The sequence below is a fragment of the Curtobacterium sp. MCBD17_035 genome (genome assembly GCF_003234815.2).
In the GTDB taxonomy this organism is placed as follows: domain Bacteria; phylum Actinomycetota; class Actinomycetes; order Actinomycetales; family Microbacteriaceae; genus Curtobacterium.
Map to the genome: position 1 here is coordinate 499,602 of NZ_CP126279.1, position 25,610 is coordinate 525,211.

A 25,610-nucleotide genomic window follows, 5' to 3' on the forward strand; every position below is an offset into this window, starting at 1 on the left:
GCCCCACCGGCACCGCCGGAGGACTCCCAGCCCCGGGACCGAGACCGCCGCAGCCTCTGTGAGGCGCGGCGGTCTCGTCGTTCCCGGGGATAGCGTCGGTGGCGGTGCCCGACGCGTGGGCGCCGAGAGGAGGCCCCCATGGGCAAGGTGTGGTTCATCACGGGCACGTCCCGCGGACTCGGCCGTGAGTTCGCCCTCGCCGCCCTGGGGCGCGGTGACCGGGTCGCGGCGACGGCGCGCGACGCGGCGACGCTCGACGACGTGGTGGCCGCCTACGGCGACGCGGTCCTGCCGCTGACGCTCGACGTCACCGACCGCGCACAGGTCGACGACGCGGTCCGCCGCGCGCACGAACGATTCGGACGCCTCGACGTGGTGGTCAACAACGCCGGGTACGGCCACTTCGGGTTCGTCGAGGAGCTCACCGACGCCGAGCTCCAGGACCAGCTCGACACGAACCTGTTCGGGGTGCTGCACGTGACACAGGCGGTGCTCCCGATCCTGCGGGCGCAGGGCTCCGGTCACATCGTGCAGATCTCGACGATCGGCGGCATCGCGGCGTTCCCGATGATCGGGGCGTACCACGCGTCGAAGTGGGCGCTCGAGGGGCTGACCGAGGCCCTCGCGCAGGAGGTGCGCGGCTTCGGCGTCGACGTGACGCTCGTCGAGCCCGGCGGGTTCTCGACGGACTGGGCCGGGTCGAGCGCCCGGCACTCCGCGCCCCTGCCGGCGTACGACGGGCTCCGTGAGCAGGTCCTCGCGGGGCGGACCGCCGCGAGTGCCGGCCGGGGTGACCCCACGGCGACCGGGGCGGCGCTGCTCCGCATCGTCGACGCCGACGACAAGCCCCTGCGGGTGCTGTTCGGGGAGCAGCCGACGCACCTCGTCAAGACGCTCTACGCCGACCGCCTGCGGACCTGGGTGGAGTGGGAGCCGGTGTCGCTCGCTGCGCAGGGCGGGACGCACGCCGGCGAGCCGGCCGCCGGATGACCGACGGGGCCGGCGGATCCGGCGCCTCCGACGCGTCCGACGCGTCCGACGGATCCGGCGCGTCCGGCGCGTCCGGCGCGTCCGGCAGCGTCGACGCCGATCGGCCGGGAGGCCCGGCACCGCTTCACCGCGATCGTCGCGTCGTGCTCGTGGTCGCGGTCCTCGCCACGTTCGTCGTCGGCCTCGACAGCAGCGTCGTGAACGTCGCCCTGCCGTCGATCGGCCGGGAGCTCGGCGGTGGGATCGTCGTGCAGCAGTGGACGGTCGACGCCTACCTCGTGACCCTCGGGGCGCTCATCCTGGTCGCGGGCTCGGTGTCCGACCTCGTCGGGCGGGTCCGGGTCGTCACCTGGGGACTCGTCCTGTTCGGGCTCGCGTCGGTCGCCTGTGCGATCGCCCCGACGGGCGGCGTGCTCGTGGGCGCGCGGGCCGTGCAGGGCGTCGGGGGCGCGCTCGTGACGCCGAGTTCGCTCGCGCTCGTCATCGCCGCGTACCGGGGTGCGGCACGGGCCCGGGCGATCGGCACGTGGACGGCGTGGTCGAGCGCGTCGGTCATCGCCGGGCCCGTGATCGGTGGGGTCGTGGTGGACTCGATCGGCTGGCGCTGGGTGTTCGTCCTCACGGCGGCGCCGATCGCGGTGACGATCCCGCTCGTCCGTCGGGTCACCGGGGACGTGCGCGCGACGGACCGGCCCGCGATCGACGTCGTGGGTGCCGGCCTCGCCGTGCTCGGGGTGGGGGCGCTCGTCCTCGGTCTCATCGAGCAGGAACGCCTCGGATGGGCGTCGCCGCTCGTGGTCGTCGCACTCGCCGTCGGGGTGGGGGCGCTCGCCGTGTTCGTGCCGTGGGAGCGCCGCGTGGCGGCCCCGTTGCTGCCCCTCGACCTGTTCCGTGCCCGGTCGTTCACGGTCGGGAACCTCACGACGCTCGCGGTCTACGGCGCGCTCGGCCTGTCCGGGTTCACGGTGACGCTGTTCCTGCAGGAGGTCTGGGGGCTCTCCGCCTGGCTGGCGGGCGTGGCCACCCTGCCCCCGACGCTCGTGCTGCTCGGGTTCTCCACGACGGTCGGGCGGTGGTCCGGCCGCACGGGGCCCCGGTGGTTCATGGCGGGCGGCCCGGTGCTCGCGGGGCTCGGCGTCCTGGTCATGCTCGGCGCCGGGGACCGCCCGCGGTACTTCGCGACCGTGTTCCCGGGCATGCTCCTCATGGGTGTCGGGTTGACCCTCATGGTGGCGCCGTTGACGAGCGCCGTGCTCGGGTCCGTCGCGGAGACGCGGGCGGGTGTCGGCTCGGCCGTGAACAACGCGGTCGCCCGGATCGCGAGCCTGGTGCTCGTGGCCCTGGCGGGGGTCGTGCTCGGCGCCGACGGCATGAGCGTGGCCGGCTTCCACCGCGCGGTCGTCGTCATGGCCGCGTTGCTCGTGGCGGGCGGCACCGTGTCGGCGATCGGCATCAGGAACCCGCGCCGCGATCGCCCGACGCTGGCGGACGCGGTGCCGTCGGAGTAAACTTGAGTCAACAGGACTCAAGGTGCCGGAACCACCGCACCAGGACATCAGGACCACAGGAAAGGACGCCCCCATGGCCAACCTGCAGGGCGCTCCCGCGTCGCAAGAGCAGCAGAAGACCGCACTCGAGCAGTACGGCGTCGACCTCACGGCGATCGCGCGGAGCGGCAAGCTCGACCCGGTGATCGGACGCGACTCGGAGATCCGCCGGATCTCGCAGGTGCTCACGCGCCGGACCAAGAACAACCCCGTGCTCATCGGCGAGCCCGGCGTCGGCAAGACCGCCGTCGTCGAGGGGCTCGCGCAGCGCATCGTCGCCGGTGACGTCGCCGACAGCCTCAAGGACAAGCGGCTCGTCTCGCTCGACCTCGCCGCGCTCGTCGCCGGGGCCAAGTACCGCGGCGAGTTCGAGGAGCGCCTCAAGGCCGTCCTCAAGGAGATCGACGACTCCGACGGCCAGGTCATCACGTTCATCGACGAACTCCACACGCTCATGGGCGCCGGCGGGGGCGAGGGCTCCGTGGCCGCCGCGAACATGCTGAAGCCGATGCTCGCCCGCGGTGAGCTCCGCCTGATCGGGGCGACCACGCTCGACGAGTACCGCGAGTACATCGAGAAGGACGCCGCGCTCGAACGCCGGTTCCAGCAGGTGTACGTCGGTGAGCCGAGCGTCGAGGACACCGTCGCGATCCTCCGTGGGCTCAAGGAGCGCTACGAGGCGCACCACAAGGTCACGATCGCCGACTCCGCCCTCGTCGCCGCCGCGGCCCTGAGCGACCGCTACATCACCGGTCGGCAGCTGCCCGACAAGGCCATCGACCTCATCGACGAGGCCGCGTCGCGCCTCCGGATGGAGATCGACTCGAGCCCCGTCGAGATCGACGAGCTGAAGCGGAGCGTCGACCGCCTCATGCTCGAGGAGTTCGCGCTCAAGAAGGAGAAGGACGACGCCTCGAAGGACCGCCTCGAGAAGCTCCGCGCCGACCTCGTGGAGCGGCAGGAGCGCCTGACAGAACTGCAGCAGCGCTGGGAGCTCGAGCGGGCCTCCCTGAACCGCGTCGGCGAACTGAAGACCCGGCTCGACGACCTCCGCATGCAGGCCGAGCGCGCCCAGCGCGAAGGCAACCTGGAGCGGGCCTCCCGGCTGCTCTACGGCGAGATCCCGGTGATCGAGCGGGAACTCGCGGAGGCCGAGCGCAACGAGCCGGCCGGTCCGCAGATGGTGAACGACCGTGTGACCGACGAGGACATCGCCGCCGTCATCGCCGCGTGGACCGGCATCCCCATGGGGCGGCTGCTCCAGGGCGAGACCGAGAAGCTCCTGCACCTCGAGACCGAACTCGGCAAGCGGATCATCGGTCAGCGCGAGGCCGTCACGGCCGTGTCCGAGGCCGTCCGGCGGTCCCGGGCGGGCATCTCCGACCCCGACCGCCCGACCGGGTCGTTCCTGTTCCTCGGCCCGACCGGCGTCGGCAAGACGGAGCTCGCGAAGGCGCTCGCCGACTTCCTGTTCGACGACGAGAAGGCCCTCGTCCGCATCGACATGAGCGAGTACGGCGAGAAGCACTCGGTCGCGCGACTCATCGGCGCCCCGCCCGGGTACGTCGGGTACGAGGCCGGCGGCCAGCTCACCGAGGCCGTCCGTCGCCGCCCGTACTCCGTGATCCTGCTCGACGAGGTCGAGAAGGCGCACGCCGAGGTCTTCGACGTCCTGCTCCAGGTGCTCGACGACGGCCGTCTGACCGATGGTCAGGGCCGCACGGTGGACTTCCGGAACACGATCCTCGTGCTCACGTCGAACCTCGGGTCGCAGTTCCTGACCGACCCGTCGCTCGGTGCCGCGGAGCGCGAGGAGTCCGTGCGCGCCATGGTGCAGCAGGCGTTCCGGCCGGAGTTCGTCAACCGCCTCGACGACATCGTCGTGTTCCAGGCGCTGACGACCGACGACCTCGGTCAGATCGTGTCGCTCTCGGTCGACCGGCTCGCGACGCGGCTCACGGACCGTCGGCTCGAGCTCGCGGTCACGCCCTCGGCCCGGACCTGGCTGGCGGAGCGCGGGTACGACCCGGTGTACGGCGCGCGGCCGCTGCGTCGCCTCATGCAGCGGCAGATCGACGACCAGCTCGCCCGGGCACTGCTGGCGGGCGACGTCCGCGACGGCGACACCGTCCGCGTCGACGTCGCCGACGACGGCGAGTCGCTGACGGTCGAGCCGTTCGTGGTGCCGGAGTTCGTCGAGTAGCGCTCGGCGGGACGGACGGGAGGCGCGGGGTGCGGAGGACGCACGCCGCGCCTCCCGTCCGTGGTGCGGGTGACCGACACTGTGCCTCCCGGCGATCCGGCGGGTGAGACATCGCGTGGGCAGCGCCATGTCGTGTACGCGGAAGGCGCGGATCCCGGACCCGGGGCCCTACCCTCCACGGGATGCGGGTGCTGGTGGTGGATGACGAGCAGTCCCTCGCCGAGTTGATCGCCCGTGGGTTGGAACGGCAGGGGATGACCGTCGACGTGGTGTTCCGCGGCGACGAGGCGGACGAACTCCTGGCGGTGAACGACTACGACGTCGTCGTCCTGGACCGCGACCTGCCCGGCCTCCACGGCGACGAGGTCGCTCGTCGGTGCACCGCCCGTGGTGGGTGCACGCGGGTGCTCATGCTGACCGCCGCGACGACCCTGGCGGACCGCGTGGCCGGGCTCGAGCTCGGCGCCGACGACTACCTGCCCAAGCCCTTCGAGTACCCGGAGCTCGTCGCGCGGGTGCGGGCGCTCGGCCGCCGGAGCGCCCCCGCTGCCCCGCCGGTGCTCGGGCACGACGGGATCGTGCTCGACACGAACCGGCTCATGGCCACCCGCGACGGGCGCCCGCTCGACCTGACGCCCAAGGAGTTCGGGCTGCTCGAGGTCCTCCTCCGGGCCGACGGCCGGTTGGTGAGCGCGGAGGAGCTGCTCGAGAAGGTGTGGGACGTCAACGTCGACCCGTTCACGTCCGCCGTGCGCGTGACGATGTCGAAGCTCCGCCGCAAGCTCGGTGAGCCCGATCCGATCAGGACGGTGCCGGGCAAGGGGTACGCGCTGTGACGACCGGGTCGGGGCGCGCCGACGGGTCGCGCCCGGGTCGAGGACCGCGGATGCGGTGGAGCATCCACACGCGCACCGCGGTGGCGTTCGGCGGCCTGTCGATGGTGCTCGCCGCGGCGGTCCTGGTGTTCGTGAACCTCATGACGCAGCGCGGGATCGTGACGGTGCTCGAACTCGACGACGGCGGAGCGTGTCCCCGCGCCGACGTCGCGGGGTGCGGCACGAGCGCGAGCCCGGTGTGGACCGTCCCCGAGGCGACCGCGTCGGCGCGCGCGGCGCTGCCGGGTGCGCCCCCTCCGGAGGGCCACACCGGCCCGAGCGGGTCCGTCGCCGGCGTCGCCCGTGTCGGGCAGCTGGTGGCGTCGCAGCAGTGGTTGTGGTCGGCGGTCGGCATCGGGACGGCCGGCCTGGTCGCCGCCGGTGCCGGCTGGCTGGTCGCCCGGGCCGTGCTCCGTCCGATCGGTGTGATCCGCGCGACCGCGGAGCGGATCTCGGCGACGACCCTGCACGAACGCATCGACCTCGGCGGCCCCGACGACGAGGTCCGACGGCTCGCGGACACGATCGACGCGTTGTTCGGACGGCTCGAGCAGGCGTTCGAGGGGCAACGCCGCTTCGTCGCCCAGGCCTCCCACGAGCTGCGGACGCCGCTCGCCCTGCAACGGGCCGCGATCCAGATCGGGCTCGAGGACGACGCCGACCCCGACACGATCCGCGCCGTCCGCCAGGAGCTCCTCGACGCGAACCGGCGGAACGAACAGTTGGTCGAGGGCCTGCTCGACCTGGCGGAGGCGGAACGGGGTGTCACCGGCCGGGCCCAGGAGGTCGACCTCGCGGACGTCGTCGAGGGCGCCGCGGACGCGTCCCGGACTCGTGCGCGGTCCGCGGGCCTGGACCTCCACGTCCAGCCGGGCGACGGCCTCCGGGTGGCGGGCGATCCGGTGCTCGTCCGGCACCTCGTCGAGAACCTCGTCGACAACGCGCTCGAGTACAACCGACCGGACGGGTTCGTGCGCATCGAGGTGACCCACGACGGGCTCGTCGTCGAGAACAGCGGGCCACTCGTGTCACCGGAGACCGCCCGCACCCTGACCGAGCCGTTCACGCGCGCGGAGCAGCAACACCCGGGCCGTCGACACAGCGGCATCGGGTTGTCGGTCGTCGACGCCGTCGTGCGGGCGCACGGGTGGCGCCTGGCGATCACGCCCCGGTCGGCGGGCGGCCTGGTGGTCCGCGTCCACGGTGTTTCGCCCGTGTGACCGTCGACCGGACGCCCGCGAAACGGCCCGCCCGCTGGACTGTCCGCATGGAACGAACCAGTGACACCGACCGGCCGCGGAGGAGGCCCCGTGCGGCGCTCCTCCTGTCCTCCACGATGGCGCTCGCGGTGAGCGCCGTCCTGTCCGGGTGCTCCGACGCGCCCGGATCCTCGTCCTCGCGCGGGGGCTCCAGCTCCGTCGGCGCCGCCGCGTGGGGCTCCTGCATGCGGGACGCGGGGTTCGACATCGAGGACCCGTCCGAGGCGGAGTGGTCCTCCGGAGTCGTCCGTGCTCCGTCTGGGGTGGACGGTGACGCGTTCCAGCGCGCGTCCGCGAGCTGCCGGGGGGACGACGCGCCCAGGGCGTCCGACGAGCAGAAGGCCATCTGGGACCAGGAGCTCCGCGACTTCTCGGCGTGCATGCGGGAGCACGGCCTCGACGACTTCCCGGAGCCGGAGCCGGAATCGGGGCTCGACTACGGCAAGTACGCCGAGGAACCGCTGCGCGACTCACCGACCGTCACGCAGGCCGACGAGGAGTGCAGCGATCGGTACCTCGCCGACTGGGGGACGACCGGATGACCCGGGAGACGCCGTCCACCGAACCCGGTCGCCGGGAGGCGGCGACCACGACGCACAGGAGGACCACCATGACCATGACCATGACCACGACCACGACCACGAGGTCGCTCCGCGATGACGGACGGCGCTCCGGACTCGGCGGGTCGGTACCGACCCACGGGGTCCGGGTGACGCTCGCCGTCGTCCTCGCCCTGCTCAGCGTGACCGGCGCGACCGGCTGCGCGGCTGAGAGCGGGCGGGACGAGGCGGGCCGCACCCGCTCGTCGGCACCGAGCGCGGACGCGAACGCGTTCTCGGCGTGCATGCGGGACCGGGGGATCCCCATGGAGGACAGCGACCCGACGCAGGGGGGCGAACGTGCAGCGGTACCGGAAGGCGTCGACCCCGACGCCTACCAGCGTGCACTCGTGTCGTGCACGGAGGAACGCGCCGGTGGTGCCGAGCCCGCGGAGGCGGTGGACGCCGATCCCGAGGTGTCCCGGTGCATGCGCGAGCACGGCATCACCGATTACCCCGACCCCGTGCACGGCCAGGTGGACTACGACCCCGGTGACCCGCCCTCGAGCGCGTTCCTCGCGGCCGAGGAGACGTGCTGGAAGCAGGTCCACGGCGCGGAGATCGCGAAGTGAGCCGCCGCGTACGGCCGGCGCGACGACCCACGCGGCCCACGCGGGTCCGCCGTGGGACGGCGGTCACCGTCGGCGCCGCGGTCGTGGTGGTGGTCGCGAGCGCGACGGTCGCGGTGACGACCGTCGTGCCCGAGGACGATCGCGCGGTCGCCGCGCCCGGCAAGGCCGCGTCCGCGAGCGCGACCCCGTCCTCCGGGGGCGGAGCCCCGAAGCACACCGCGGACGGACGCCCCACGGCACCCGTCGTCCGGGGTGACCTCACGGAACGCCGCACGTTCGCGGGCACGCTCGGCCACGGGACGCCGAAGGACCTGCTCGGGTCCGGGAGCGGCACCCTGACCGGCCTGCCCGACTACGGACAGGTCGTGCACCGGGACGAGGCGCTGTACTGGCGCGACGAACGGCCGGTCCGGGCGATGCACGGTGCGGTGCCACTGTGGCGTCCGCTCGAACGGGGCCTGCGCGGCACCGACGTGGCGCAGCTCAACCGGAACCTCGCTGCCCTCGGGTACGACGTCGCGCAGGACGACCGGTTCGGCACTCGGACGGCCGCGGCGGTGCGTCAGTGGCAGCGGGACCGCGGGTTCGCGGTGACCGGACGGCTCACGGCGGACGACATCGCCTTCGTGGACGGGGACGTCCGCGTCGCCGAGCCGAAGGCCACGGTCGGTTCCCCGGCGAGTGGACCGCTCTACGGGTACACGAGCACCACCCGCACCGTGACGGTCCCGATCGACGAACTCGCGGCCGGCTCGTTCCCGGTCGGGTCCACCGTCTCGGTCGGCTTCTCCGGATCGACCGAGCACGTCGACGGCACGGTGCGCTCGGTGGGCGCGGACCCGTCGTCGGACGACGGCGGCCTGGTCGTCGAGATCGACCTCCGTGCCGCGGTCCCGTCGGGCGTGGCCGAGGCGGCTGGCGTGGACGTCCAGGTGGAGGGCGAGACGCGGAAGGGGGTGCTCTCGGTCCCGGTCGGGGCACTGCTGGCCGCGCGCGGCGACGGGTACGCCGTGGATCGTGTCCGGGCGTCGGGCGAGACCGAGCGGGTACCGGTCGAGGTCGGGTTCGCGGCCGACGGGCGCGTCGAGGTCAGCGGCGGGGTCCACGAGGGCGACCGGGTGGTGGTGCCGTCATGACCGCGGTCGCGACCGTCCCCCGGAGGACGACGGCACCCGACGACCCGGAGGGCCGCGTCCTGGTCCTCGAGGGCGTCACGAAGCGGTACGGCGAGGTCGAGGCCCTGCGCGGGATCGACCTGCGGGTGTCGGCGGGCGAACTCGTCGCGGTCGTCGGGCCGAGTGGCTCCGGCAAGTCGACGATGCTCAACATCATCGGCACCCTCGACCTGCCGACCGAGGGCCGGGTCGTCATCGCCGGGCACGACGTCGGCACGATGTCCGACGACGCGGTGTCGCGGCTCCGCGCGGACCACATCGGGTTCGTGTTCCAGCACTTCCACCTGGCGCAGGGCGCCACCGCCGTCGAGAACGTCGCCGACGGCCTGCTCTACACGGGCACCGGCCGCCGCGAGCGCACCGAACGGGCCGCGGACGCGCTCCGCAGGGTCGGGCTCGGGCACCGGCTCGACCACCGTCCGCACGAACTCTCCGGCGGCGAGAAGCAGCGCGTCGCGATCGCCCGGGCCATCGTGGGCGACCCCACCGTGCTCCTCGCCGACGAGCCGACGGGCGCGCTCGACACCGCGTCGGGCGCAGCGGTGCTCGACCTGCTCCGTGAGCTCAACGCGGGGGGCACCACGGTGCTCGTGATCACCCACGACCTCGAGCTCGCGGCCTCGTTGCCGCGGCAGGTGCGCATGCGCGACGGCCGGATCGCCGACGAGACCCACGGCGGAGGCGACGGGCACGACGGACGCGGTGGGCGCATCGACGCCACGACGCTCGCCGACGCGATCCGGGCAGCGGGCACGGGGACGGAGGCGCAGGCATGACCGCGACCGGCCACGTCCACGCCGGCGACCTGGTGCGGCTCGGACTGTTCGGGCTGCGGACGCGTCCCACCCGGGTCGTCCTCTCGGCGCTCGGCATCGCGATCGGCATCGCCGCGATGGTCGCGGTGGTCGGCATCTCGAGCTCGAGCAAGGCGAAGCTCGACGCCCTGCTCGACGCGCTCGGGACGAACGTGCTCGCGGCACAGCAGGCCACCGGCTTCGGCGAGTCGGAACCGCTCCCCGTCGACGGGGTGTCGACGGCCGTCCGACAGTCCGACGTCCTCGACGCCGCCGGTGTCGGACGCGTCGAGGACGGACGGGTCTACCGGAGCGCTCGGGTCCCCGCGCTCGAGTCGAAGGGCATCGGCCTCGTGGCCGCGTTCGGCGACGTCCCGCGCGTGCTCGCCGGTCGGTTCGCCGCGGGGCACTGGCTCGTCGGCGCGGACGACGCATCCGCGCCGGAGCAGGCGGTCCTGGGCGCGGAAGCGGCGAAGCGCCTGGGGATCGACCGGGTCACGGACGACACCGCGATCTGGACGGACGGACATCGGCTGGCGGTCGTCGGGATCCTCGAGCCACTCGCCCTCGCGCCGCAGCTCGACACGCAGGTGTTCATCCCGCGCTCCACGGCCGCAGGGATGGGGTTCGACGGGCATCCGACGCAGATCCTCACGCGGGTGGACCCGGACGCGGTCGCCGAGGCCCGCGAACGGTTGCCCCGGTCGATCAGTCCCCTCCACCCGAAGGACGTCGCCGTGACCCGGCCCTCCGACGCGCTCGCCGCGAAGAACGCGTCGCAGGACTCGTTCACCGGCCTGCTCGTCGGTATCGGCGGTGTCGCGCTGCTCGTCGGCGGCATCGGCGTGGCGAACACCATGGTCATCACGGTGCTCGAGCGCCGCGCGGAGGTCGGGGTCCGCCGGTCGCTCGGGGCACGCCGACGGGACATCCGCGACCAGTTCCTCGTCGAGTCGCTGCTCCTGTCGCTCCTCGGCGGCGTGGCCGGCGTCACGATCGGGGTCGCCGTGACGGTCGGGTTCGCGCTCGCCCAGGGGTGGCCGGTCGCGATCCCGGCGTGGGCCGTCCTGGGCGGGGTCGGGGCGACCGTCCTCATCGGTGGCGTCTCGGGCATCTACCCAGCCGCGCGGGCGGCACGGATCCCGCCGACGTCGGCGCTCGCGGCCGCATGACCCGGGACGGACGGGAGGCGCGGCACCGGACGGTCGCCGCGCCTCCCGTTCCCGGCTTCCTGCGTACCGGCCGGGAGGTCCGGGACCGACCCGAGCGGGCCTGCCGTCCGCCGACTACGGTCTGGGGCAGCCGATCCGAGGGAGCGTCATGCGGGAGATCCGTGCACTGCAGAGTCTGACCAGCGCGATCGAGCACGCGAGCGTGCTCGACAAGCTCATCGACGTCGACGTGAAGGCCGTCAAGGCCCTCGTCCAGCCCGACGCCCTGAAGCAGCTGCTGCACGGGGTGCCGTTCGGGCACCCGCTGCATCCGCTCATGGTCCAGGTACCCCTCGGCGCGTGGCTGTCCTCGGCCCTGCTCGACCTGCTGCCGGGGACGCACCGGTCGTCCCGAACGCTCGTCGGCGTCGGCGTGGTGTCGGCCGGCGTCGCGACCACGGCCGGGCTCACCGACTGGTCGGAGCTCGACCGCGAGCAGCAGCGCACGGGGTACGTGCACGCCGTGGTGAACGGCACCGCGATGACGCTCTACGGGCTGTCGTGGTGGCAGCGGAAGCGCGGGAACCACCTGCGCGGCAAGGTCCTCGGCATGCTCGGACTCGTGGTCGTGTCCGGCGGCGGCTACCTCGGTGGGCACCTGTCCTACCGCCAGCGCGCAGGCGTGAGCGACCACGGCGAGGTGCCGTTCGAGCGTCCTCCCGTGGGCGCCTGAGACCGACGCCGGGTGCCACCGGCGGGACTGGTCGCACACGGCCGGACGCGGTAGTGTCCGGGGGTCTCCGGCGTCAGGGGTGGCGCCGGGGTGGAGATGCCGGGGTGGCATCGGCGGGAGGCGGGCGTCCGACTGGGCGCCGCCTCCCGTTCCCACTCCGAGGGGGTGTCCGGCCACACGGCACCGCGTGCCCAGGCGCCGTCGGTACCGTGCGGGCATGACGATGACCGCCACCGCCCGCACCGACGGTCCGAGCGGGGTCGGCGGCCTCACGGGGTTCGTGCTCGAGGTGGTCGACCGCCTGGGTGAGTGGGGCGTCGGACTCCTGCTGTTCGCGGAGACCGTGTTCCCGCCGATCCCGAGCGAGGTCATCCTGCCCCTCGCCGGGTTCCTCGCCGGCGCGGGAGCGATGGACCTGGCGCTCGTCCTCGTCGCGGCGACCATCGGCTCGTGGCTCGGGGCGCTCGCCCTCTACGCGCTCGGGGCCCGGGTTGGACTCGAGCGCTCGATCGGGTGGGCCGCGCGGTTGCCGCTCGTCGACGAGGACGACCTGCGTCGCGCCGCGCACTGGTTCGACCGGCACGGAGCGGCGGCGGTGTTCCTCGGGCGGCTCGTGCCCGGCGTGCGGAGCCTCGTCTCGCTACCGGCCGGCGCCGGGCGGATGCACCTCGTGACGTTCTCGGTGTGCACCGTGCTCGGCAGCGTCGTGTGGAACACGGCGCTCGTCCTCGCGGGTGCGGCGCTCGGCTCGCGGTGGGAGCTGCTCGAGGGCTGGTCCGCGTGGATCGACCGCGGTGTGTACGCCGCGCTCGTGGCCGTCGTCGCCGTGTTCGTCGTGCGGCGCGTCCGGCGTCGGGGGCGGGAGCGCCGCCAGCGGGGCTGAGCCCCTCGAGCCCGACTGCGCGGCTCGTCGTGCGCGCTCGTCGTGCGCGGGTCGTGCGCGCGCGGACGACAACTGCGCTCGCGCCAGCACGCGCAGTTGTCGTCGACGCGCGCAGGTGCCGCCGGGATCGCCGGTACGGCCGGGGAACTGCCCTCAGGACCGGAGCGCCGACTCCTTGTGCGCGGCCTTCTTGCCGGACTTGGCCGACTCGACGATCCAGTACGGGTCGTCGTCGGTGGGCTTGAAGTCCTGCCCGTCGAACGTGAAGTCCTTCGTCTTCTTCTCGCGCGCGGTGCCGGTCGTCTCGCCCTGCGAGGTGTTCCAGTGCACCTCGTCGCCCTCGTGGATCGCCATGCGCTGGACCGTACCCGGCGACCTGCGAGGACGTGCAGCGCTCGCGGTACATCCACCGGTCACAAGTGGATAACACGGCATGCGCGCCGAAGGTGCACGCGTAGCGTGGACAGTGCGTCGCCTACCCAGCGGCGCGCTGCGCACCCCCGGCGCCCCGAGAGGATCGACGAACCCGAATGAGTCTGGTCTCCAGCACGGTGACGGCCGACACCGTCCTCGCCGGGCGATACCGGCTGACGGAGGTGATCGGCACCGGCGGCATGGGGACCGTGTACCGCGCCCGTGACGAGCACACCTACCGCGACGTCGCCATCAAGCTGTTCGCGACGCCCCAGTCGATGACGCACGCGGACCGGGTCCGCCAGGAGCGCGAGATCCGGCTGCTGAGCATGTTGAGCCACCCCGGACTCATCCCGCTGTACGACGCCGGGACCCACGAACTCGTCGACGGGCCCCACCGGTTCATCGTCATGGAGCTCATCTCCGACCCGACGCTCCTGCGTCGCCTCGCCGACGGACCCCTGCACAACTACGAGGTCGCCTCGCTCGGGGCGCAGCTCGCCGACGCCCTGGCGTACGTGCACGCTCGCGGCATCGTCCACCGGGACGTCAAGCCGGCGAACATCCTCATCAACGACGAGGGGTCCGCCGGGTTCGCCCGCACCGTCAAGCTCACCGACTTCGGCGTCGCCCACTTCGTCGACGGCTCCCGCCTGACCGGCGACGGCACGATCATCGGTACCGCCGCGTACCTCAGCCCCGAGCAGGTCGCGGGCGAGTCCATCACCTTCGCGACCGACGTGTACTCCCTCGGCCTGGTGCTCCTCGAGGCCCTCACCGGCAAGCAGGAGTACTCGGGCACGGTCATCGAGGCCGCCCTCGCCCGGTTGCAGCACGACCCCGAGATCCCCGAGACGGTCGGCAGCGAGTGGCGTGACCTCCTCGTGGCGATGACGTCGCGTGAACCCGAGGAGCGGCCGAGCGCCGTCACCGTCGCCCGCGTCCTGCGTGGAGGCGCGTCCCGCGTCACGGGACCGGTCCCGCTCGGCCGGACCCGGTCCTCCCGTTCGTCGCACCGTGCCGAGCACCGGCTACACCGCGCCGCACACCGGCACACGCGCCGGGGCACGTTCGACGCGGTGCGGCGGTGGCGCCGCCGGAACACGATCGTCGGCAGCCTGGCCGGCATCGGCGTCGTCGCGGCCTGTTTCGGGTCGTACCTGCTCGGCGCCGCCGCGCACTAGACGATGCCGAGGGTGCACGACGCGTCGTGCACCCTCGCGCTGTGAGGTCGGCACGGGTCGAGCACCGAGGGTCACGGGAAACGCCCGGGGCGACGCCGACGGACCCGCGGCCGTGACAGCGCAGGTGCGGTCGGGCAGGATCGGAGCATGACCACCGACGCCCTCTGGATCAAGATCTGCGGACTGTCGACCCCCGAGACGGTGGACGCCGCGATCGACGCCGGAGCCGATGCGCTCGGCTTCGTGTTCGCGGCGGGGAGCCCCCGCACGGTCACGGCCGACCAGGCGAAGGAACTCGTCGAGCGGGTGCCGGAGGGCATCGACGCGGTCGGGGTGTTCCGCGACCAGGAGATCGACGAGATCGTCGGGGTCGCCTCGGCGGTGGGGCTCACGACGCTCCAGCTCCACGGCGACGAGACCCCCTCGGACTTCGCGCGCGCACGCGACGCCGGGTTCTTCACGATCCGGGCGGTGGCGGCCCAGGACTACCTCCGCGAGACGCCCGAGCAGCGCGCCGCGTACGACCACGACCTGCTCCTGCTCGACGCAGCGGAACCCGGGGCCGGCAAGCTCGTCGACCCGAGCACGATCGCCGGACGCGTCGACGAGGCCTGGATCCTCGCGGGTGGACTCACGCCGGCGAACGTCCGCGCCGCCGTGCAGCTGTTGGACCCGGACGGCGTGGACGTGTCGAGCGGCGTCGAGTCCTCGCGCGGCGTCAAGGACCCAGCGCGCATCCGGGCGTTCGTCGAGGCCGTCCGCAGCATCGCCTGACCTGCCGCGCGGAGGCGAGGGGCGGGCCGCGGTGTCGCGGGCGCGCGCCGACGACGACCGGGCGCGCGCCGACGACAACTGCGCCGTCGTCTGCAGGCGCACTCGTCGTCCACGCGCGCACCTGCGCGGCCGGACAGGAGGGACGGGGCCGGGCCGGGCCTCCCGGCCAGCGCATGCGCGAGGCGGCGTCAGACGACGGGCGCGCGGAAGCGGGGGATGAGCTCGTCGAGGTAGTCGGCGGTGTCCGGCCAGCCCGTGACCGCGTGGCAGGGGACGCCGAGCGCCTTGACGGGGTAGTCGTTGCCCTCCGGGTCGAGGCGGTCGCCGACGAACAGCATGTCGTCGAGCGCGATGCCCGTGATCTGCGCGAGTTTCGTCATCCCGTACGCCTTGTCGATGCCCTTGCGGGTGATGTCGATCGACGTGGAGCCGCCCGAGCGGACCTCGAGGTCGGGGAGCTGCGCCTGCACGAGCCGCTTGAGGTGGTCCTTCTTGCTGCCGTCGGGGTCCCACACCTTCTTCGCGTCGACCGGAGCGGCCTGTCCCAGCGCCGAGAACGTGATCTGCGAGCCGCGGTCCTCGATGATCGGCCCCCAGGTCTCGGTCTCCCACAGGCCGGCCTGCTTCGCCTGATCCTCGACGGCGGCGATCGCTCGGGTACGCTCGTCCTCGGTCAGGTCCTCGGCGTACTCCAGGTGCCAGTCGGCGTCGAGCCAGCGGTAGTAGCGGGTACCGCAGGTCGGCATGAGGTGCAGGTCGTCGAGGCGGAGGCCGTCACGGGCCCGGAGCGGAGCGACGAGCTGCTGGTCGAACTGGGCGAACTGGCCGCCGGAGATGACGGCGACGGGCACGGCGTCGAGCAGGCGGGCGAAGGTGTCGAGCATGCGGGGGTCGAGCGGGGACTTCGACGGGGCGAGGGTGTCGTCGAGGTCGAAGGCGACGAGACGGGGTACGGGCATGGCGACCATCCTGGCAGAGGCGCCGGGGCGGCAGGAGGGTCCGCGGGGACGAGGCCGGCCGCGCTGGCCAGGGGTCTCCCGAGCGTCGGTAGGGTGAGCGCGTGCTCATCGTCCTGGCGGGGCTGCCCGGTGTCGGCAAGTCGACGTTCGCCGCGGCGCTCGCGCCCCGGGTCGACGCGGTCGTGCTCGCCGTCGACCTCGTCGAGGACGCACTGCTCGCGGCCGGGCTGCCTGCCGGGTCCACCACGGGTGTCGCCGCCTACGGTGTGGTGGAACGCGTCGCGGAGGCGCAGCTCGCCGTGGGACGATCGGTCGTCGTCGACGCCGTGAACGACGACCCGCGCGCTCGCGAGCAGTGGATCGGGCTCGCCGAACGGTCGGGCGCCGAGACGCACTGGTTCGAGCTCCGGCTCGCGGACCCGGACCGGCACCGCGCCCGTCTGGAGGGCCGGGGTCAGCGCTTCACGCGCCTCCCGGAGCCGGGTTGGGACACCCTGGCGCCGCGTGCGGACGCCCTCGACGGATGGGCGGCGGAGCGCTGGGCGGCGGAGCGCACGGTGCTCGACGCGGCGGAGCCGGTCGAGGCCCTGGTGGCCGCGGCGCTCAGGGCCGTGCGGCCGCCGCGCCCCTGACGGGGCGCTGCCCGCCCTTGCCGGGGCGCGTCCCGCCCACCCCCTCGCCGAGATCGCAGAAGATGCCGCTCTGACAGGGGTCGAAGCGGCATCTTCTGCGATCTCGGCGGAACAGGGGCCCCGGGGTCAGTCGCGCGCGAGCACCAGCTCGTCGAGGGGCAGGCGCGTGCGGGGCGCGAGCTCGCGGGCGGCGGCCTGCTCGTCGAGCTGCGACGGGTCGGCGACCGTCCCGATCGCGGTCACCGTGACGGGCACGAAGCGCTCGGGCAACGCGAACGCGGTGCGGAGGCCGTCGACGTCGATACCGCCGAGCTGGTGCACGTGCAACCCCTCGGCGTGCGCCTGGACGGAGAGCGCGGCGATCGCCTGACCCAGGTCGTACTCCGCCCAGCGGCGGGGCTGACCGTCCTCGTCAGCGGTCTCGGCGATCGCGACGACGAGGGCGCTCGCACGGTGCGCCCACGCCTGGTTGAAGCCCATGAGGTGCTCCATGATCACGTCGAAGGTCGGGGTGCCGCGGCGGCCCACCACGAACCGGCGGGGCTGGGTGTTCGACGCGGACGGGGCCCAGCGCGCGGCCTCGAGCAGCGTGGTCACGGTGTCGTCGTCGATCGTCGCCGTCTCGTCGAACGAGCGGGGGCTCCAGCGCTCCTCGAGCAGCGGCACGAGCGGGCGGCTGGAGTCGGTGGAACGGGTCAGCGTGGTGGTGTCGGACGTCGCGGTCATGGTGCCTCCCAACGGTGTTCCATGCGAACGTATTCCCACGGGTGTCGTCGACTCCGACCGGCGACCGATGTCGGATCAGACGGCCGTCCCTCCGTCGACGAGCTCGATGCCAGGATGGACCCGTGAGCGGAGTGCTGATCGGGTTCGCGATCATCGGCGTCGTGATCGCCACGGGGTACCTCGTCGGACGGCTCGGGGTCCTCGGCCCGCACGCGCAGTTCGTCATGAGCCGGCTCGTGTTCTTCGTCCTGACCCCGTGCCTGCTGTTCCACACGATCGCGACGGCGGACATCCACGTGCTGCTGTCCGAGATGCTCGTGGTGTCGCTCGTGACCGCGCTCGTCGTCGCGCTCGGGACCGCCGCCGTGTTCCGGTTCGTGCTGCGCCGCGACCTCGCCCAGACCACGGTCGGGGCGCTCGCCGCCGGGTACGTCAACTCGAACAACATCGGCCTGCCCGTCGCCGTCTACGTGCTCGGCCATCCGGCGTACGTGGTGCCGGTCATCCTGCTGCAGCTCGTCGTGCTCGCGCCGATCGCGCTGACGATCCTCGACACGGCGACGTCCTCGGGCGGGGGCCTGCGGCGGCGGATCCTCGGACCGGTGAGCAACCCGCTCATCATCGCGTCCCTCCTCGGCCTGGTCGTGTCGCTGACCGGCGTGCGGATCCCCGACCCGGTGATGGAGCCGTTCTCGCTCGTCGGCGCGGCCGCGGTACCCGTCGTCCTGCTGTCGTTCGGGATGAGCCTGCACGGCAACGCGCCCTTCCGTGACCCGGACACCCGGGTGGACGTGGTCGTGGCGAGCGCGCTCAAGCTGTTCGTGATGCCGGTGCTCGCCTACGTCATCGCGCGCTTCGTGTTCCACGTGTCGCACGAGCACCTGTTCGTCCTGACGGTGCTCGCCGGGCTGCCGACCGCGCAGAACGTCTTCAACTACGCGCAGCGGTACGACGCGGCCGTGCCCGTCGCGCGGGACGTCGTGCTCGTGTCGACGATCGGCGCGGTGCCCGTCCTCGTCGTCGTGGCGGCGCTGCTGCACTGACGCCACCGCCGGCCGGGAGGCGCGGGACCGGCCGCCCCGGCCCTCCCGTCCGGCGGATGCCGCGTCAGAAGATCATCGGGCGGTCGTCGTCGAGACTCGTGTCGAGGTCGAGGTCGACGCTCACCGGCACGTGGTCGCTCGGGGCGTCGCCCTTGCGCTCGTTGCGGTGGATGGCGGCTGCCGTGACGACCTCGGCGAATGCGGGGGACCCCATGACGAAGTCGATGCGCATGCCCTCGTTCCGCGGGAACCGCAGCTGCTTGTAGTCCCAGTAGGTGTACCCGGCGGGCACGAGCGGGCGGACGACGTCGGTCAGCCCGATGCCCTCGAACGCGCGGAACGCGGCCCGCTCCGGCTCGGACACGTGCGTGTGGCCCTCGAACAGCGCGCGGTCCCAGACGTCCTCGTCGAAGGGGGCGACGTTCCAGTCGCCCATGAGCGCGAGCGGCTGGTCCGGAGCGGCGGCGATCCACTCCTCGGTGCGGGCCGCCAGCCGCGCGAGCCAGTCGAGCTTGTACGTGTAGTGGGGGTCGCCGACCGCGCGGCCGTTCGGCACGTACAGGCTCCACAGCCGCACGCCGTCGACCGTCACACCCATCGCGCGGGCCTCCACGGGGACGTCGTCGCCCTCGTGCCCCTTGAGGAACCCGGGCTGCGTCGGGAAGTCGCGCGTCACGTCCTCCATCGGCAGTCGGCTGGCGAACGCGACGCCGTTCCACTGGTTCAGGCCGTGGGCCTCGACGGTGTAGCCCGCGGCCTCGAACAGGTCGACCGGGAACTGCTCGGGCTTGCACTTGATCTCCTGCATGCCGAGCACGTCGACGTCCTCACGCACGAGCCAGTCGACCACACGGGAGGCGCGGGATCGGATCGAGTTGACGTTCCACGAGGCGACACGCATGGTGACGAACCTACCGGCCGCCCCCGACGCCCGGCGGTCCCTGGGGGTCTCCCGACCGGGGCGGTCGGCCCCGCACGGCAGGGTGTTGGTTGGACGGCAGACCCGGCGCCCGCGGCGCACGGTCGCAGGACCTCCATCACGACATCGACGACGGGAGCGGACATGGCAACCACCACGAACGGCGCGGGCGGAGCGGCGACCCCCGGCCGCGCGGGCACGACCGGCGCGAGCACGACGCGGGTGACGACAGCGCGCACGACGGCGGGCGGGTCCTCGCGCGTCGACGGTTCGAGCGCGGTCGTCGCGGACCCCACCACGACCACCGAGATCACGACGCACGGCCGGACCGTCATCGACGACGCGGTCGTCGCGAAGGTGGCCGGGATCGCGGCGCGCGAGGTCCCCGGCGTCTTCGCCCTCGGCGGCAACACCGCCCGCGCGTTCGGGGCCATCCGCGACGCCATCGGCTCGAGCGACCTCGGGCAGGGCGTCCGCGTCGAGGTCGGCGAGACCCAGGTCGCGGTGGACCTCACCATCGTGGTCGAGTACCCGATGCCGATGATGGAGGTCGCACAGGACGTCCGCTCGGCCGTCACCGCCGCCCTGACCACGCTCGTCGGCCTGGAGGTCACCGAGGTCAACGTCGCGATCAACGACGTCAACATCCCCGCACTGAACGGCGAACCGACCGAGGCGCGGGTCCAGTGAACGCCACGGTGGTCGGCATGGGCGCCGGCGCGGTCCTCGCGATCGTGGCCGTGACGCTCGGGTTCTGGGCGTTCGTCGTCGTCGCGGTGTTCATGGCCGTCGGTGCTCTGGTCGGACGGCTCGTCAGCGGCGAGATCGACGTCCGCCGGCTCGCCGACGTCCTGCGTGGACGCCGGAGTTCGTCGTGACGAGTGAGCCGAACGGGCCGGTGGGGTCGGTCGGGTCTGCCGGGTCCGTCGGGTCGGTCGCGTCGGCCGGGTCGGTCGCGTCGGCAGCCTCGGTCGGGTCGGCCGGGAGGCCCGTCCCCGGCTGGGACCGCATCGCCGCGCCCGCTCTCGTCCACACCGCGCAGGCCGCGGCCGCCGAGGCCCTGCACGTGCCCGTCCGCGAGGTCCGCGCGCGCGTCGCCGACGACGGCCGCGGTGCCCTGGCGATCGAGGTCCGCGGACCGCTCGCGCTGCCACAGCTCGGCTCGCACCGGGTGCCCGACGAGCCGGTCCTCGCCCGCACGCACCGTGCCCGCGGCGTCATCGCCGAACGGGTGCACACCGTGACCGGGCGCCACGTGTCCCGTGTGTCCGTGGTGTTCACGTCGTCGATCGTCGAGGTCCCGGGGCGGGTCCGATGAGCATGGAGACCGGCGACCGCGCCGGCTCGCCCGACGGTCCCGACGGTCCCCACGGTCCCGACGGTCCCCGCGCCTCCCACGGCCGCGGATCGCCGCACGGTCTCGCCGCCCCGCCCGGATTCGGCGACCCCCGCGACCGGTCCGCCGACGACCCCGCCGAGCACGACCGCGTGCACCGTCGGCTCCTGCGGCGCGAGACGCACGTCTCCCGGTCCGTCGCCGTCTCCGTCACCATGGTCTGCGTCGTCCTCGTGGCCGCCGCCGTGGCGCTCGCCGCGGTCCTCGTCCTGCTCCACGAACGCCTCGCGGGGTTCGAACCGCGCACCGTCGTCGACGCAGCCGTCGCCGCTCCGGCCGGGACGGTCCTCCCGGTCCTGGACGTGGTGGGCGGGCTCGTGGCGTTCCTCGGGCTCGTCCTCGTGCTGCTCGGTGTGCTGCCGAAGCGGCGCGCGCGGCACACGATGCCGTCACAGCGGCTCGCCGTCGTCGTCGACGACGAGGTGCTGGCCTCCGCCACCGCGCGCGCCGCCCGCAGCGTCACGCGCCTCAGCCCGGAGGGCGCGGTCGGCACCGTCGGGCGCCGAACCGCCGAGGTCGTGCTCCGGCCCGCCGCCGGCGTCGACGTCCCCGTCGTCGCCGTGACCGAGGCCGTGCGCGCCGAGGTCGACACGATCGACCCCACACCCGCGATCAGCGTGCGGGTGCGCGTGCAACCGGCGGGGAGGGTCGACGGATGACCGCGAGCAACCGCACCCTCGGCCGCGTGCTGCTCGTCCTCGTCGGCCTGGTGCTCCTGGCCGGTGGGCTCGCCGTGGTCGCGCTCGGCACCGTGCCGGGTGCCGCACGGACGTGGCACCGCATCGCGCCGGGCGCCCTCGCCGGGTTCGGGTCCGGCGCCGACCGTCCGACGTCGGTCACGGCGTGGTCCATCGCGCTCGGTGTGGCCCTGCTCGTCGCGGTCCTCGCGCTCGTGGTGCTCGCCACCCGCGGTGGCGGTCGGGTCGCCACGGTGATCGAGGACGAGGGCACCGCCGCCCCCGTCGACGGCCTCGTGACCATCGACTCCACCGCGGTGCAGCACGCGCTGTCCTCGGCCATCGGTGCGCTGCCCGAGGTCCACTCGCTCGCCGTGGACGTCTACCGCGTCCGGGGCGCCCGTGCCGTTCGGATCCGGGTCCGGCCCCGGCAGGGTTCGGCGCCGCGAGATCTCACGACGCGGATCGAGGACGTCGTCGGTGACCTCGACGCCGTGCTCGGGATGCGGCTGCCGGTCCTGCTGCACATCGCACGCGGGGGTGCGGCCGGGCAGCCGGTTCGGGTGCACTGAGGGGCGGCTGGCCGGGGGTGCGTCGGCCGGGGGTCGTGTCGCACCGGGTCCTTCCGGTCGAACCGCGGCATGTGGGTGTTCGAACGGAAGGACGCGGTTCGACGTGCGCTGGGCGCCGCTCAGTCGCGCGGCAGCGCCCCGTCGCCGAGGTTCCACAGCGCCCGGTACCACCGGGTGCGCTCGGGGTCGGGCGCGATGCCGTACGCGTCGAGGAACAGGGACTCCCAGCCGTCGCCGAAGTTCCATCCGAGGGCCATGGTCGCCACGGCGATGTCCGCCCACCGATCCGCGATGCCGAGGGTGTCGAGGTCGACGTGGCCGACCCACTGCCCGTCCTCGCCCACGATCGTGTTCGGGGTGCACGGGTCCCCGTGGCACACCACGATCCGGTCCGGCTCCGGACGGGGACCGAGCGCCGCCACCGTGTCGTCGTCGGCACCGGAGCGGGCGATGCGCTGCGTGACCGACCACTCGAACGGACAGTCGGCCACCGGGAGGGCGTCGTGCAGGGCGCGGAGTCCATGGCCGGCGGCGATCACCGCGGGCCGGGGATCGGCCTGGAACCGAGGGTCGACCGCACTCCGACCCGGGAGCGCGACCGTCCGGAGCCAGCGGCCGTCCGGGTCCTCGCCGTGGTCGACCACGCGCGGCACCGGCGTGTACGACCCCGCCCACGAGAGCCGCGCGATCTCGCCGAGCAGGTCGAGTCGCACACCGTGGGGTGCCCACTTGACGTACTCGGCCGCGGGTCCCTCGCCGAGCCGGAAGGTGCGGCCGTCGAGGTCGTTGCGCCACACCGCGGTGATCGTCCGTCCGGCGGCCAGGGCCGAGACGCACTCGGGGACGTCGACGTGGCCCTGGGGGAGTCCGGCGATCGGCAGCACGGACCGATCCTCGTCGCTCTGGGCGGGCGACGCCAGCGGACGGGTCGAGGTCTACCCGTCGAACCCGCGCTCCTCGATGAACTCCTGCGCGGTCGAGACGACGTCGTGACGTAACGTCGCGGCGCCCGACGTGCCGGCGTAGTCGTAGATGTCGTAGCCGGGGCAGTGCACGATCGCGGAGGGATCGCCGAGGGCGTCCTGCACCGGAGTGGTCCAGACGTCCTGCGACCCGATGACGACGTAGGTCGGACGGGCGTCGCGGTAGGCGGCGAGGTCCACGAGCCACGGGTAGGTCGTGAAGTCGTCGCGGACCTGGAGCAGTCGCACGCCCTCGTCCCCGTACGCGGCGAGCGGTCGGACCGTCCAGAACTGTCCGACGCCGACGACCCCGCGACCGCCGACCCACCGGTCCAGGCACGAGGCGGGCGCGTAGGAGGCGGTGACCACGGCCTCCACGGTCGACGGCGCGACCGCCCCGCCCACCGCGAGCAGCGCGACGGTGGCGGCCACGGCGATCAGACGGAGTCCGCGACCAGCGGTGTGGAGGCGCGTTCGCCGGATCGCCGTCCGGGCCAGCTCCGCGACCGCGACGAGCCCGATGAGCGGCGCGGTGACGATCGGCTCGAGGTAGCGCGGCGTGGACGAGCCCGCGAGCACGACGCCGACGGAGACGGCGACGACGGTCACCATGCCGAGCGCCGACGCCACGAGCACCGTCCGGGAGCTCCGGACGCGCCAGGCCCACACCGTGCCGCCGAGGGAGGCGAGGAACAGCACGAGCAGCAGCACGAGCTCGACCTCGCCGAGGCCCGCGCCGGCGCGCTCGTCCGTCAGCGCCGCGAAGTACGAGAGCGTCGTGCCCGCGCCACCCGGGTGGATGTACGTCGACGGGTCGAGCGACACGAACGGCGCGAGCGGGATCCGGAGCAGGTAGCCCAGCGCGGACCCACCGGCCAGCGCGACGCCGAGCCCCGACACCACACGCCAGGGCAGACGCCGGGCCAGGGCGAGCAACCCCACCGTCACGATCACGGGCGCCGCGGACCACGGCACGTACAGCGGGTCCGACGCCGTGCTGGACGCCGCCACGAGCGTCGTGACGGCCAACGCGGCCCACGACGTGCGCGGCACCGGCAGGGAGGCCGTGCGCACCACCCGCAACGCCAGCGCGGCCGTGCCGAGCATCGCGAGCACCGCGCCGTAGTAGTACGTCGTCGTCAGGAGGAGCGACGCGAGTTCGAGACTCGACGCCGTCCCGGAGGACTCCGTGAGGACGAGCAACGTCACGACGCCGAGGGCGCCGACCGCGACGGCGACGCGGACCGCACGGGGCGCCTCGGGCATCACCTGCGCGGCGACCGCCCGCACGAGGACGTACACCGCCACGACCACGAGCAGGCCGTTCAGCGCGAGTGCCTGTTGCGGCGTGGACGTCAACGCGGCGCACGCCAGGTACACCGGGATCTCGGGGAAGAAGAACAGCGTGGGCGACATCGCCCACTCGAACGACTGCCCCAGCCGGAGCGAGCGTTCGACCAGGGGGAGGAGCACCGAGTCGCCGTCGTACCAGAGCAGCCGGACGCGGTCGGTGGCGAGCACGTGCCGGAGTGCGGCGAGCGCGAGCGCGAGGGCCATCGCGGCACCGAGGGCCTCGGCCCCGAGCACACGCAGGAGCGCGCGGGGTCGGGTCGCCTGGGCCATGTCCGGAGCGTACCGGGAGGCGCTGACCCGCCAGGAGCGCTGTCCACAGGCCTCGTCGGGGGGCTGGGATCCCCGAGGGGGAGCGGATACTGTGGTGGATCGTGACCGACGCGCGTAGCCAGCTGATCGCCCACATCCGGGACGAGGCCGTGTTCCACGGCGACTTCACGTTGACCAGCGGCAAGAAGGCGACGTACTACATCGACCTGCGCAAGGTCAGCCTCGACCACCGGGTCGCGCCGCTCATCGGCCAGGTGATGACGGACCTCGTCGCCGAGGTCCCCGACGTCGTCGCGGTCGGCGGACTGACCATGGGCGCCGACCCGATCGCCACCGCGGTGCTGCACCAGGCCGCGGCCCGGGGCCAGGCCTACGACGCGTTCGTCGTCCGCAAGGAGCCGAAGGACCACGGCCGCGGCCGGCAGGTCGAGGGCCCCGACGTGCGGGGCAAGCGCGTCGTCGTGCTCGAGGACACCTCGACCACGGGTGGCTCCCCGCTCAAGGCCGCCGAGGCGCTCGAGCGCGAAGGCGCCATCATCGCCGCCGTCGCCGTCGTGGTCGACCGTGACACCGGCGCGAAGGAAGCCATCGAGCGTGCCGGGTACCCCTACTACGCGGCGATCGGACTGGCCGACCTCGGGCTGGCCCCGTGAGCGGACGTCCCACCGACGGCGAGCCCGAGGAACCCCGTCCGGACGATGCTGTCCGGTCGGATGACGACGCTCGCACCGCCGCGCGCCCCGTCCCACCGAGCGGTCTCCGCAGCGCGTCGTCGATCTTCGGCGAGGCGAAGCTCCCTGACAACTGGCCGACCCGCCGAGAGCGCCGAGCCGCCGAGCGTGCCGCCGAGTCGGGCGAGGTGACGCCATTGCCGCCGACCGCGCAGGTCCCGCCGGAGCTGCCGCCCGTGGACCCGTCTGCTGTGCCGGAGCCGCCTGCTGCCCCAGA

The 25,610-nt window shown here is 73.6% G+C and carries 28 protein-coding genes; 22 read left to right on the top strand and 6 right to left on the bottom strand.

What is annotated here, in order from left to right:
• The first annotated feature begins 138 nt into the window (after window positions 1-138).
• From DEI93_RS02410 to DEI93_RS02465, 12 genes are all read left to right on the top strand, one after another.
• Window positions 139-990 (top strand): SDR family oxidoreductase, encoded by an 852-nt coding sequence (locus DEI93_RS02410; RefSeq protein ID WP_111119700.1) that lies wholly within the window; start codon window positions 139-141, stop codon window positions 988-990.
• A complete protein-coding gene (locus tag DEI93_RS02415) occupies window positions 987-2,498 on the top strand; it encodes an MFS transporter (protein WP_111119764.1) in 1,512 nt (503 codons plus the stop codon). Before DEI93_RS02410 ends, DEI93_RS02415 begins: the two co-directional genes overlap by 4 nt.
• Window positions 2,499-2,571: 73 nt before the next feature.
• Complete coding sequence (locus DEI93_RS02420) at window positions 2,572-4,740, top strand: ATP-dependent Clp protease ATP-binding subunit (protein WP_111009667.1); 2,169 nt, start codon at window positions 2,572-2,574, stop codon at window positions 4,738-4,740.
• Between the two features lie 182 nt (window positions 4,741-4,922).
• On the top strand, window positions 4,923-5,576 hold the full coding sequence (locus DEI93_RS02425) for a response regulator transcription factor (protein WP_111009666.1): 654 nt from the start codon (window positions 4,923-4,925) through the stop codon (window positions 5,574-5,576).
• A 50-nt stretch (window positions 5,577-5,626) separates the two neighbouring features.
• The gene (locus tag DEI93_RS02430; RefSeq protein ID WP_111012253.1) at window positions 5,627-6,835 is read left to right on the top strand and encodes a sensor histidine kinase; all 1,209 of its coding nucleotides are present in this window, start codon (window positions 5,627-5,629) and stop codon (window positions 6,833-6,835) included.
• A 47-nt stretch (window positions 6,836-6,882) separates the two neighbouring features.
• Window positions 6,883-7,416, top strand: a complete 534-nt coding sequence (locus DEI93_RS02435) for a hypothetical protein (RefSeq protein WP_146244397.1) — start codon at window positions 6,883-6,885, stop codon at window positions 7,414-7,416.
• 68 nt (window positions 7,417-7,484) lie between these two features.
• Window positions 7,485-8,045 carry a hypothetical protein gene (locus DEI93_RS02440; RefSeq protein WP_111119702.1) on the top strand — a complete coding sequence of 187 codons (561 nt, stop codon included), beginning with the start codon at window positions 7,485-7,487 and terminating at the stop codon, window positions 8,043-8,045.
• Entirely contained in the window at window positions 8,042-9,181 is a 1,140-nt protein-coding gene (locus DEI93_RS02445; RefSeq protein ID WP_111119703.1) for a peptidoglycan-binding protein, read from the top strand. The genes DEI93_RS02440 and DEI93_RS02445 overlap by 4 nt, the downstream gene beginning before the upstream one ends.
• Window positions 9,178-9,996, top strand: coding sequence for an ABC transporter ATP-binding protein (locus tag DEI93_RS02450; RefSeq protein ID WP_111119704.1), 819 nt, complete (start codon window positions 9,178-9,180; stop codon window positions 9,994-9,996). The genes DEI93_RS02445 and DEI93_RS02450 overlap by 4 nt, the downstream gene beginning before the upstream one ends.
• A complete protein-coding gene (locus DEI93_RS02455) occupies window positions 9,993-11,186 on the top strand; it encodes an ABC transporter permease (RefSeq protein WP_111119705.1) in 1,194 nt (397 codons plus the stop codon). Before DEI93_RS02450 ends, DEI93_RS02455 begins: the two co-directional genes overlap by 4 nt.
• A gap of 148 nt (window positions 11,187-11,334) precedes the next feature.
• Window positions 11,335-11,898 carry a DUF2231 domain-containing protein gene (locus DEI93_RS02460; RefSeq protein ID WP_111009659.1) on the top strand — a complete coding sequence of 188 codons (564 nt, stop codon included), beginning with the start codon at window positions 11,335-11,337 and terminating at the stop codon, window positions 11,896-11,898.
• 217 nt (window positions 11,899-12,115) lie between these two features.
• Window positions 12,116-12,781, top strand: a complete 666-nt coding sequence (locus DEI93_RS02465; RefSeq protein WP_111012258.1) for a DedA family protein — start codon at window positions 12,116-12,118, stop codon at window positions 12,779-12,781.
• A 153-nt stretch (window positions 12,782-12,934) separates the two neighbouring features.
• Here the strand turns inward: DEI93_RS02465 and DEI93_RS02470 are convergent, their stop codons facing one another.
• Window positions 12,935-13,135 carry a hypervirulence associated TUDOR domain-containing protein gene (locus DEI93_RS02470; protein ID WP_111009884.1) on the bottom strand — a complete coding sequence of 67 codons (201 nt, stop codon included), beginning with the start codon at window positions 13,133-13,135 and terminating at the stop codon, window positions 12,935-12,937.
• A 176-nt stretch (window positions 13,136-13,311) separates the two neighbouring features.
• Here DEI93_RS02470 and DEI93_RS02475 point away from each other — a divergent pair, with 176 nt between their 5' ends.
• Together DEI93_RS02475 and DEI93_RS02480 are read left to right on the top strand one after the other, a co-directional pair.
• On the top strand, window positions 13,312-14,379 hold the full coding sequence (locus tag DEI93_RS02475) for a serine/threonine-protein kinase (protein WP_111119706.1): 1,068 nt from the start codon (window positions 13,312-13,314) through the stop codon (window positions 14,377-14,379).
• Between the two features lie 147 nt (window positions 14,380-14,526).
• A complete protein-coding gene (locus tag DEI93_RS02480; RefSeq protein ID WP_111009656.1) occupies window positions 14,527-15,153 on the top strand; it encodes a phosphoribosylanthranilate isomerase in 627 nt (208 codons plus the stop codon).
• Between the two features lie 188 nt (window positions 15,154-15,341).
• Here the strand turns inward: DEI93_RS02480 and DEI93_RS02485 are convergent, their stop codons facing one another.
• Window positions 15,342-16,112: an HAD-IIB family hydrolase gene (locus tag DEI93_RS02485; protein WP_111119707.1), complete on the bottom strand. Its 771-nt coding sequence runs from the start codon at window positions 16,110-16,112 to the stop codon at window positions 15,342-15,344.
• 101 nt (window positions 16,113-16,213) lie between these two features.
• On the opposite strand from DEI93_RS02485, the gene DEI93_RS02490 reads away from it, so the two are divergent.
• Window positions 16,214-16,744, top strand: coding sequence for a P-loop nucleotide/nucleoside kinase family protein (locus DEI93_RS02490; RefSeq protein ID WP_111119708.1), 531 nt, complete (start codon window positions 16,214-16,216; stop codon window positions 16,742-16,744).
• A 126-nt stretch (window positions 16,745-16,870) separates the two neighbouring features.
• On the opposite strand, the gene DEI93_RS02495 is transcribed toward DEI93_RS02490, so the two are convergent.
• On the bottom strand, window positions 16,871-17,470 hold the full coding sequence (locus DEI93_RS02495; protein ID WP_111119709.1) for a nitroreductase family protein: 600 nt from the start codon (window positions 17,468-17,470) through the stop codon (window positions 16,871-16,873).
• A gap of 122 nt (window positions 17,471-17,592) precedes the next feature.
• On the opposite strand from DEI93_RS02495, the gene DEI93_RS02500 reads away from it, so the two are divergent.
• Window positions 17,593-18,513, top strand: a complete 921-nt coding sequence (locus DEI93_RS02500; RefSeq protein ID WP_111009652.1) for an AEC family transporter — start codon at window positions 17,593-17,595, stop codon at window positions 18,511-18,513.
• Between the two features lie 64 nt (window positions 18,514-18,577).
• Here the strand turns inward: DEI93_RS02500 and DEI93_RS02505 are convergent, their stop codons facing one another.
• Complete coding sequence (locus DEI93_RS02505; protein WP_111119710.1) at window positions 18,578-19,414, bottom strand: exodeoxyribonuclease III; 837 nt, start codon at window positions 19,412-19,414, stop codon at window positions 18,578-18,580.
• A gap of 162 nt (window positions 19,415-19,576) precedes the next feature.
• On the opposite strand from DEI93_RS02505, the gene DEI93_RS02510 reads away from it, so the two are divergent.
• The 5 genes from DEI93_RS02510 to DEI93_RS02530 are packed head-to-tail and all read left to right on the top strand — an operon-like array spanning window position 19,577 to window position 22,077.
• Window positions 19,577-20,122: an Asp23/Gls24 family envelope stress response protein gene (locus DEI93_RS02510; protein ID WP_111009650.1), complete on the top strand. Its 546-nt coding sequence runs from the start codon at window positions 19,577-19,579 to the stop codon at window positions 20,120-20,122.
• Window positions 20,119-20,310: a DUF2273 domain-containing protein gene (locus tag DEI93_RS02515; protein WP_111119711.1), complete on the top strand. Its 192-nt coding sequence runs from the start codon at window positions 20,119-20,121 to the stop codon at window positions 20,308-20,310. Before DEI93_RS02510 ends, DEI93_RS02515 begins: the two co-directional genes overlap by 4 nt.
• Window positions 20,307-20,750: a hypothetical protein gene (locus tag DEI93_RS02520; RefSeq protein ID WP_181436028.1), complete on the top strand. Its 444-nt coding sequence runs from the start codon at window positions 20,307-20,309 to the stop codon at window positions 20,748-20,750. The genes DEI93_RS02515 and DEI93_RS02520 overlap by 4 nt, the downstream gene beginning before the upstream one ends.
• A complete protein-coding gene (locus DEI93_RS02525; RefSeq protein WP_146244398.1) occupies window positions 20,747-21,487 on the top strand; it encodes a hypothetical protein in 741 nt (246 codons plus the stop codon). The genes DEI93_RS02520 and DEI93_RS02525 overlap by 4 nt, the downstream gene beginning before the upstream one ends.
• Entirely contained in the window at window positions 21,484-22,077 is a 594-nt protein-coding gene (locus tag DEI93_RS02530) for a hypothetical protein (protein ID WP_111119714.1), read from the top strand. Before DEI93_RS02525 ends, DEI93_RS02530 begins: the two co-directional genes overlap by 4 nt.
• Before the next feature lie 119 nt (window positions 22,078-22,196).
• Here the strand turns inward: DEI93_RS02530 and DEI93_RS02535 are convergent, their stop codons facing one another.
• Window positions 22,197-22,961, bottom strand: a complete 765-nt coding sequence (locus DEI93_RS02535) for an aminoglycoside 3'-phosphotransferase (RefSeq protein ID WP_258372230.1) — start codon at window positions 22,959-22,961, stop codon at window positions 22,197-22,199.
• Between the two features lie 51 nt (window positions 22,962-23,012).
• Window positions 23,013-24,662, bottom strand: coding sequence for a hypothetical protein (locus tag DEI93_RS02540; protein ID WP_111119715.1), 1,650 nt, complete (start codon window positions 24,660-24,662; stop codon window positions 23,013-23,015).
• Between the two features lie 101 nt (window positions 24,663-24,763).
• Here DEI93_RS02540 and pyrE point away from each other — a divergent pair, with 101 nt between their 5' ends.
• Entirely contained in the window at window positions 24,764-25,315 is a 552-nt protein-coding gene (gene pyrE / locus DEI93_RS02545) for an orotate phosphoribosyltransferase (RefSeq protein ID WP_111011661.1), read from the top strand.
• Window positions 25,316-25,610: the final 295 nt, after the last annotated feature.

What these genes read in the sequence shown, in the direction of transcription:
- DEI93_RS02410 (WP_111119700.1), top strand. Translation starts at nt 139, where the DNA reads ATGGGCAAGGTGTGGTTCATCACGGGCACGTCCCGCGGACTCGGCCGT.
- DEI93_RS02415 (WP_111119764.1), top strand. Translation starts at nt 987, where the DNA reads ATGACCGACGGGGCCGGCGGATCCGGCGCCTCCGACGCGTCCGACGCG.
- DEI93_RS02420 (WP_111009667.1), top strand. Translation starts at nt 2,572, where the DNA reads ATGGCCAACCTGCAGGGCGCTCCCGCGTCGCAAGAGCAGCAGAAGACC.
- DEI93_RS02425 (WP_111009666.1), top strand. Translation starts at nt 4,923, where the DNA reads ATGCGGGTGCTGGTGGTGGATGACGAGCAGTCCCTCGCCGAGTTGATC.
- DEI93_RS02430 (WP_111012253.1), top strand. Translation starts at nt 5,627, where the DNA reads ATGCGGTGGAGCATCCACACGCGCACCGCGGTGGCGTTCGGCGGCCTG.
- DEI93_RS02435 (WP_146244397.1), top strand. Translation starts at nt 6,883, where the DNA reads ATGGAACGAACCAGTGACACCGACCGGCCGCGGAGGAGGCCCCGTGCG.
- DEI93_RS02440 (WP_111119702.1), top strand. Translation starts at nt 7,485, where the DNA reads ATGACCATGACCATGACCACGACCACGACCACGAGGTCGCTCCGCGAT.
- DEI93_RS02450 (WP_111119704.1), top strand. Translation starts at nt 9,178, where the DNA reads ATGACCGCGGTCGCGACCGTCCCCCGGAGGACGACGGCACCCGACGAC.
- DEI93_RS02455 (WP_111119705.1), top strand. Translation starts at nt 9,993, where the DNA reads ATGACCGCGACCGGCCACGTCCACGCCGGCGACCTGGTGCGGCTCGGA.
- DEI93_RS02460 (WP_111009659.1), top strand. Translation starts at nt 11,335, where the DNA reads ATGCGGGAGATCCGTGCACTGCAGAGTCTGACCAGCGCGATCGAGCAC.
- DEI93_RS02465 (WP_111012258.1), top strand. Translation starts at nt 12,116, where the DNA reads ATGACGATGACCGCCACCGCCCGCACCGACGGTCCGAGCGGGGTCGGC.
- DEI93_RS02470 (WP_111009884.1), bottom strand. Translation starts at nt 13,135, where the DNA reads ATGGCGATCCACGAGGGCGACGAGGTGCACTGGAACACCTCGCAGGGC.
- DEI93_RS02475 (WP_111119706.1), top strand. Translation starts at nt 13,312, where the DNA reads ATGAGTCTGGTCTCCAGCACGGTGACGGCCGACACCGTCCTCGCCGGG.
- DEI93_RS02480 (WP_111009656.1), top strand. Translation starts at nt 14,527, where the DNA reads ATGACCACCGACGCCCTCTGGATCAAGATCTGCGGACTGTCGACCCCC.
- DEI93_RS02485 (WP_111119707.1), bottom strand. Translation starts at nt 16,112, where the DNA reads ATGCCCGTACCCCGTCTCGTCGCCTTCGACCTCGACGACACCCTCGCC.
- DEI93_RS02495 (WP_111119709.1), bottom strand. Translation starts at nt 17,470, where the DNA reads ATGACCGCGACGTCCGACACCACCACGCTGACCCGTTCCACCGACTCC.
- DEI93_RS02505 (WP_111119710.1), bottom strand. Translation starts at nt 19,414, where the DNA reads ATGCGTGTCGCCTCGTGGAACGTCAACTCGATCCGATCCCGCGCCTCC.
- DEI93_RS02510 (WP_111009650.1), top strand. Translation starts at nt 19,577, where the DNA reads ATGGCAACCACCACGAACGGCGCGGGCGGAGCGGCGACCCCCGGCCGC.
- DEI93_RS02525 (WP_146244398.1), top strand. Translation starts at nt 20,747, where the DNA reads ATGAGCATGGAGACCGGCGACCGCGCCGGCTCGCCCGACGGTCCCGAC.
- DEI93_RS02530 (WP_111119714.1), top strand. Translation starts at nt 21,484, where the DNA reads ATGACCGCGAGCAACCGCACCCTCGGCCGCGTGCTGCTCGTCCTCGTC.
- DEI93_RS02540 (WP_111119715.1), bottom strand. Translation starts at nt 24,662, where the DNA reads ATGGCCCAGGCGACCCGACCCCGCGCGCTCCTGCGTGTGCTCGGGGCC.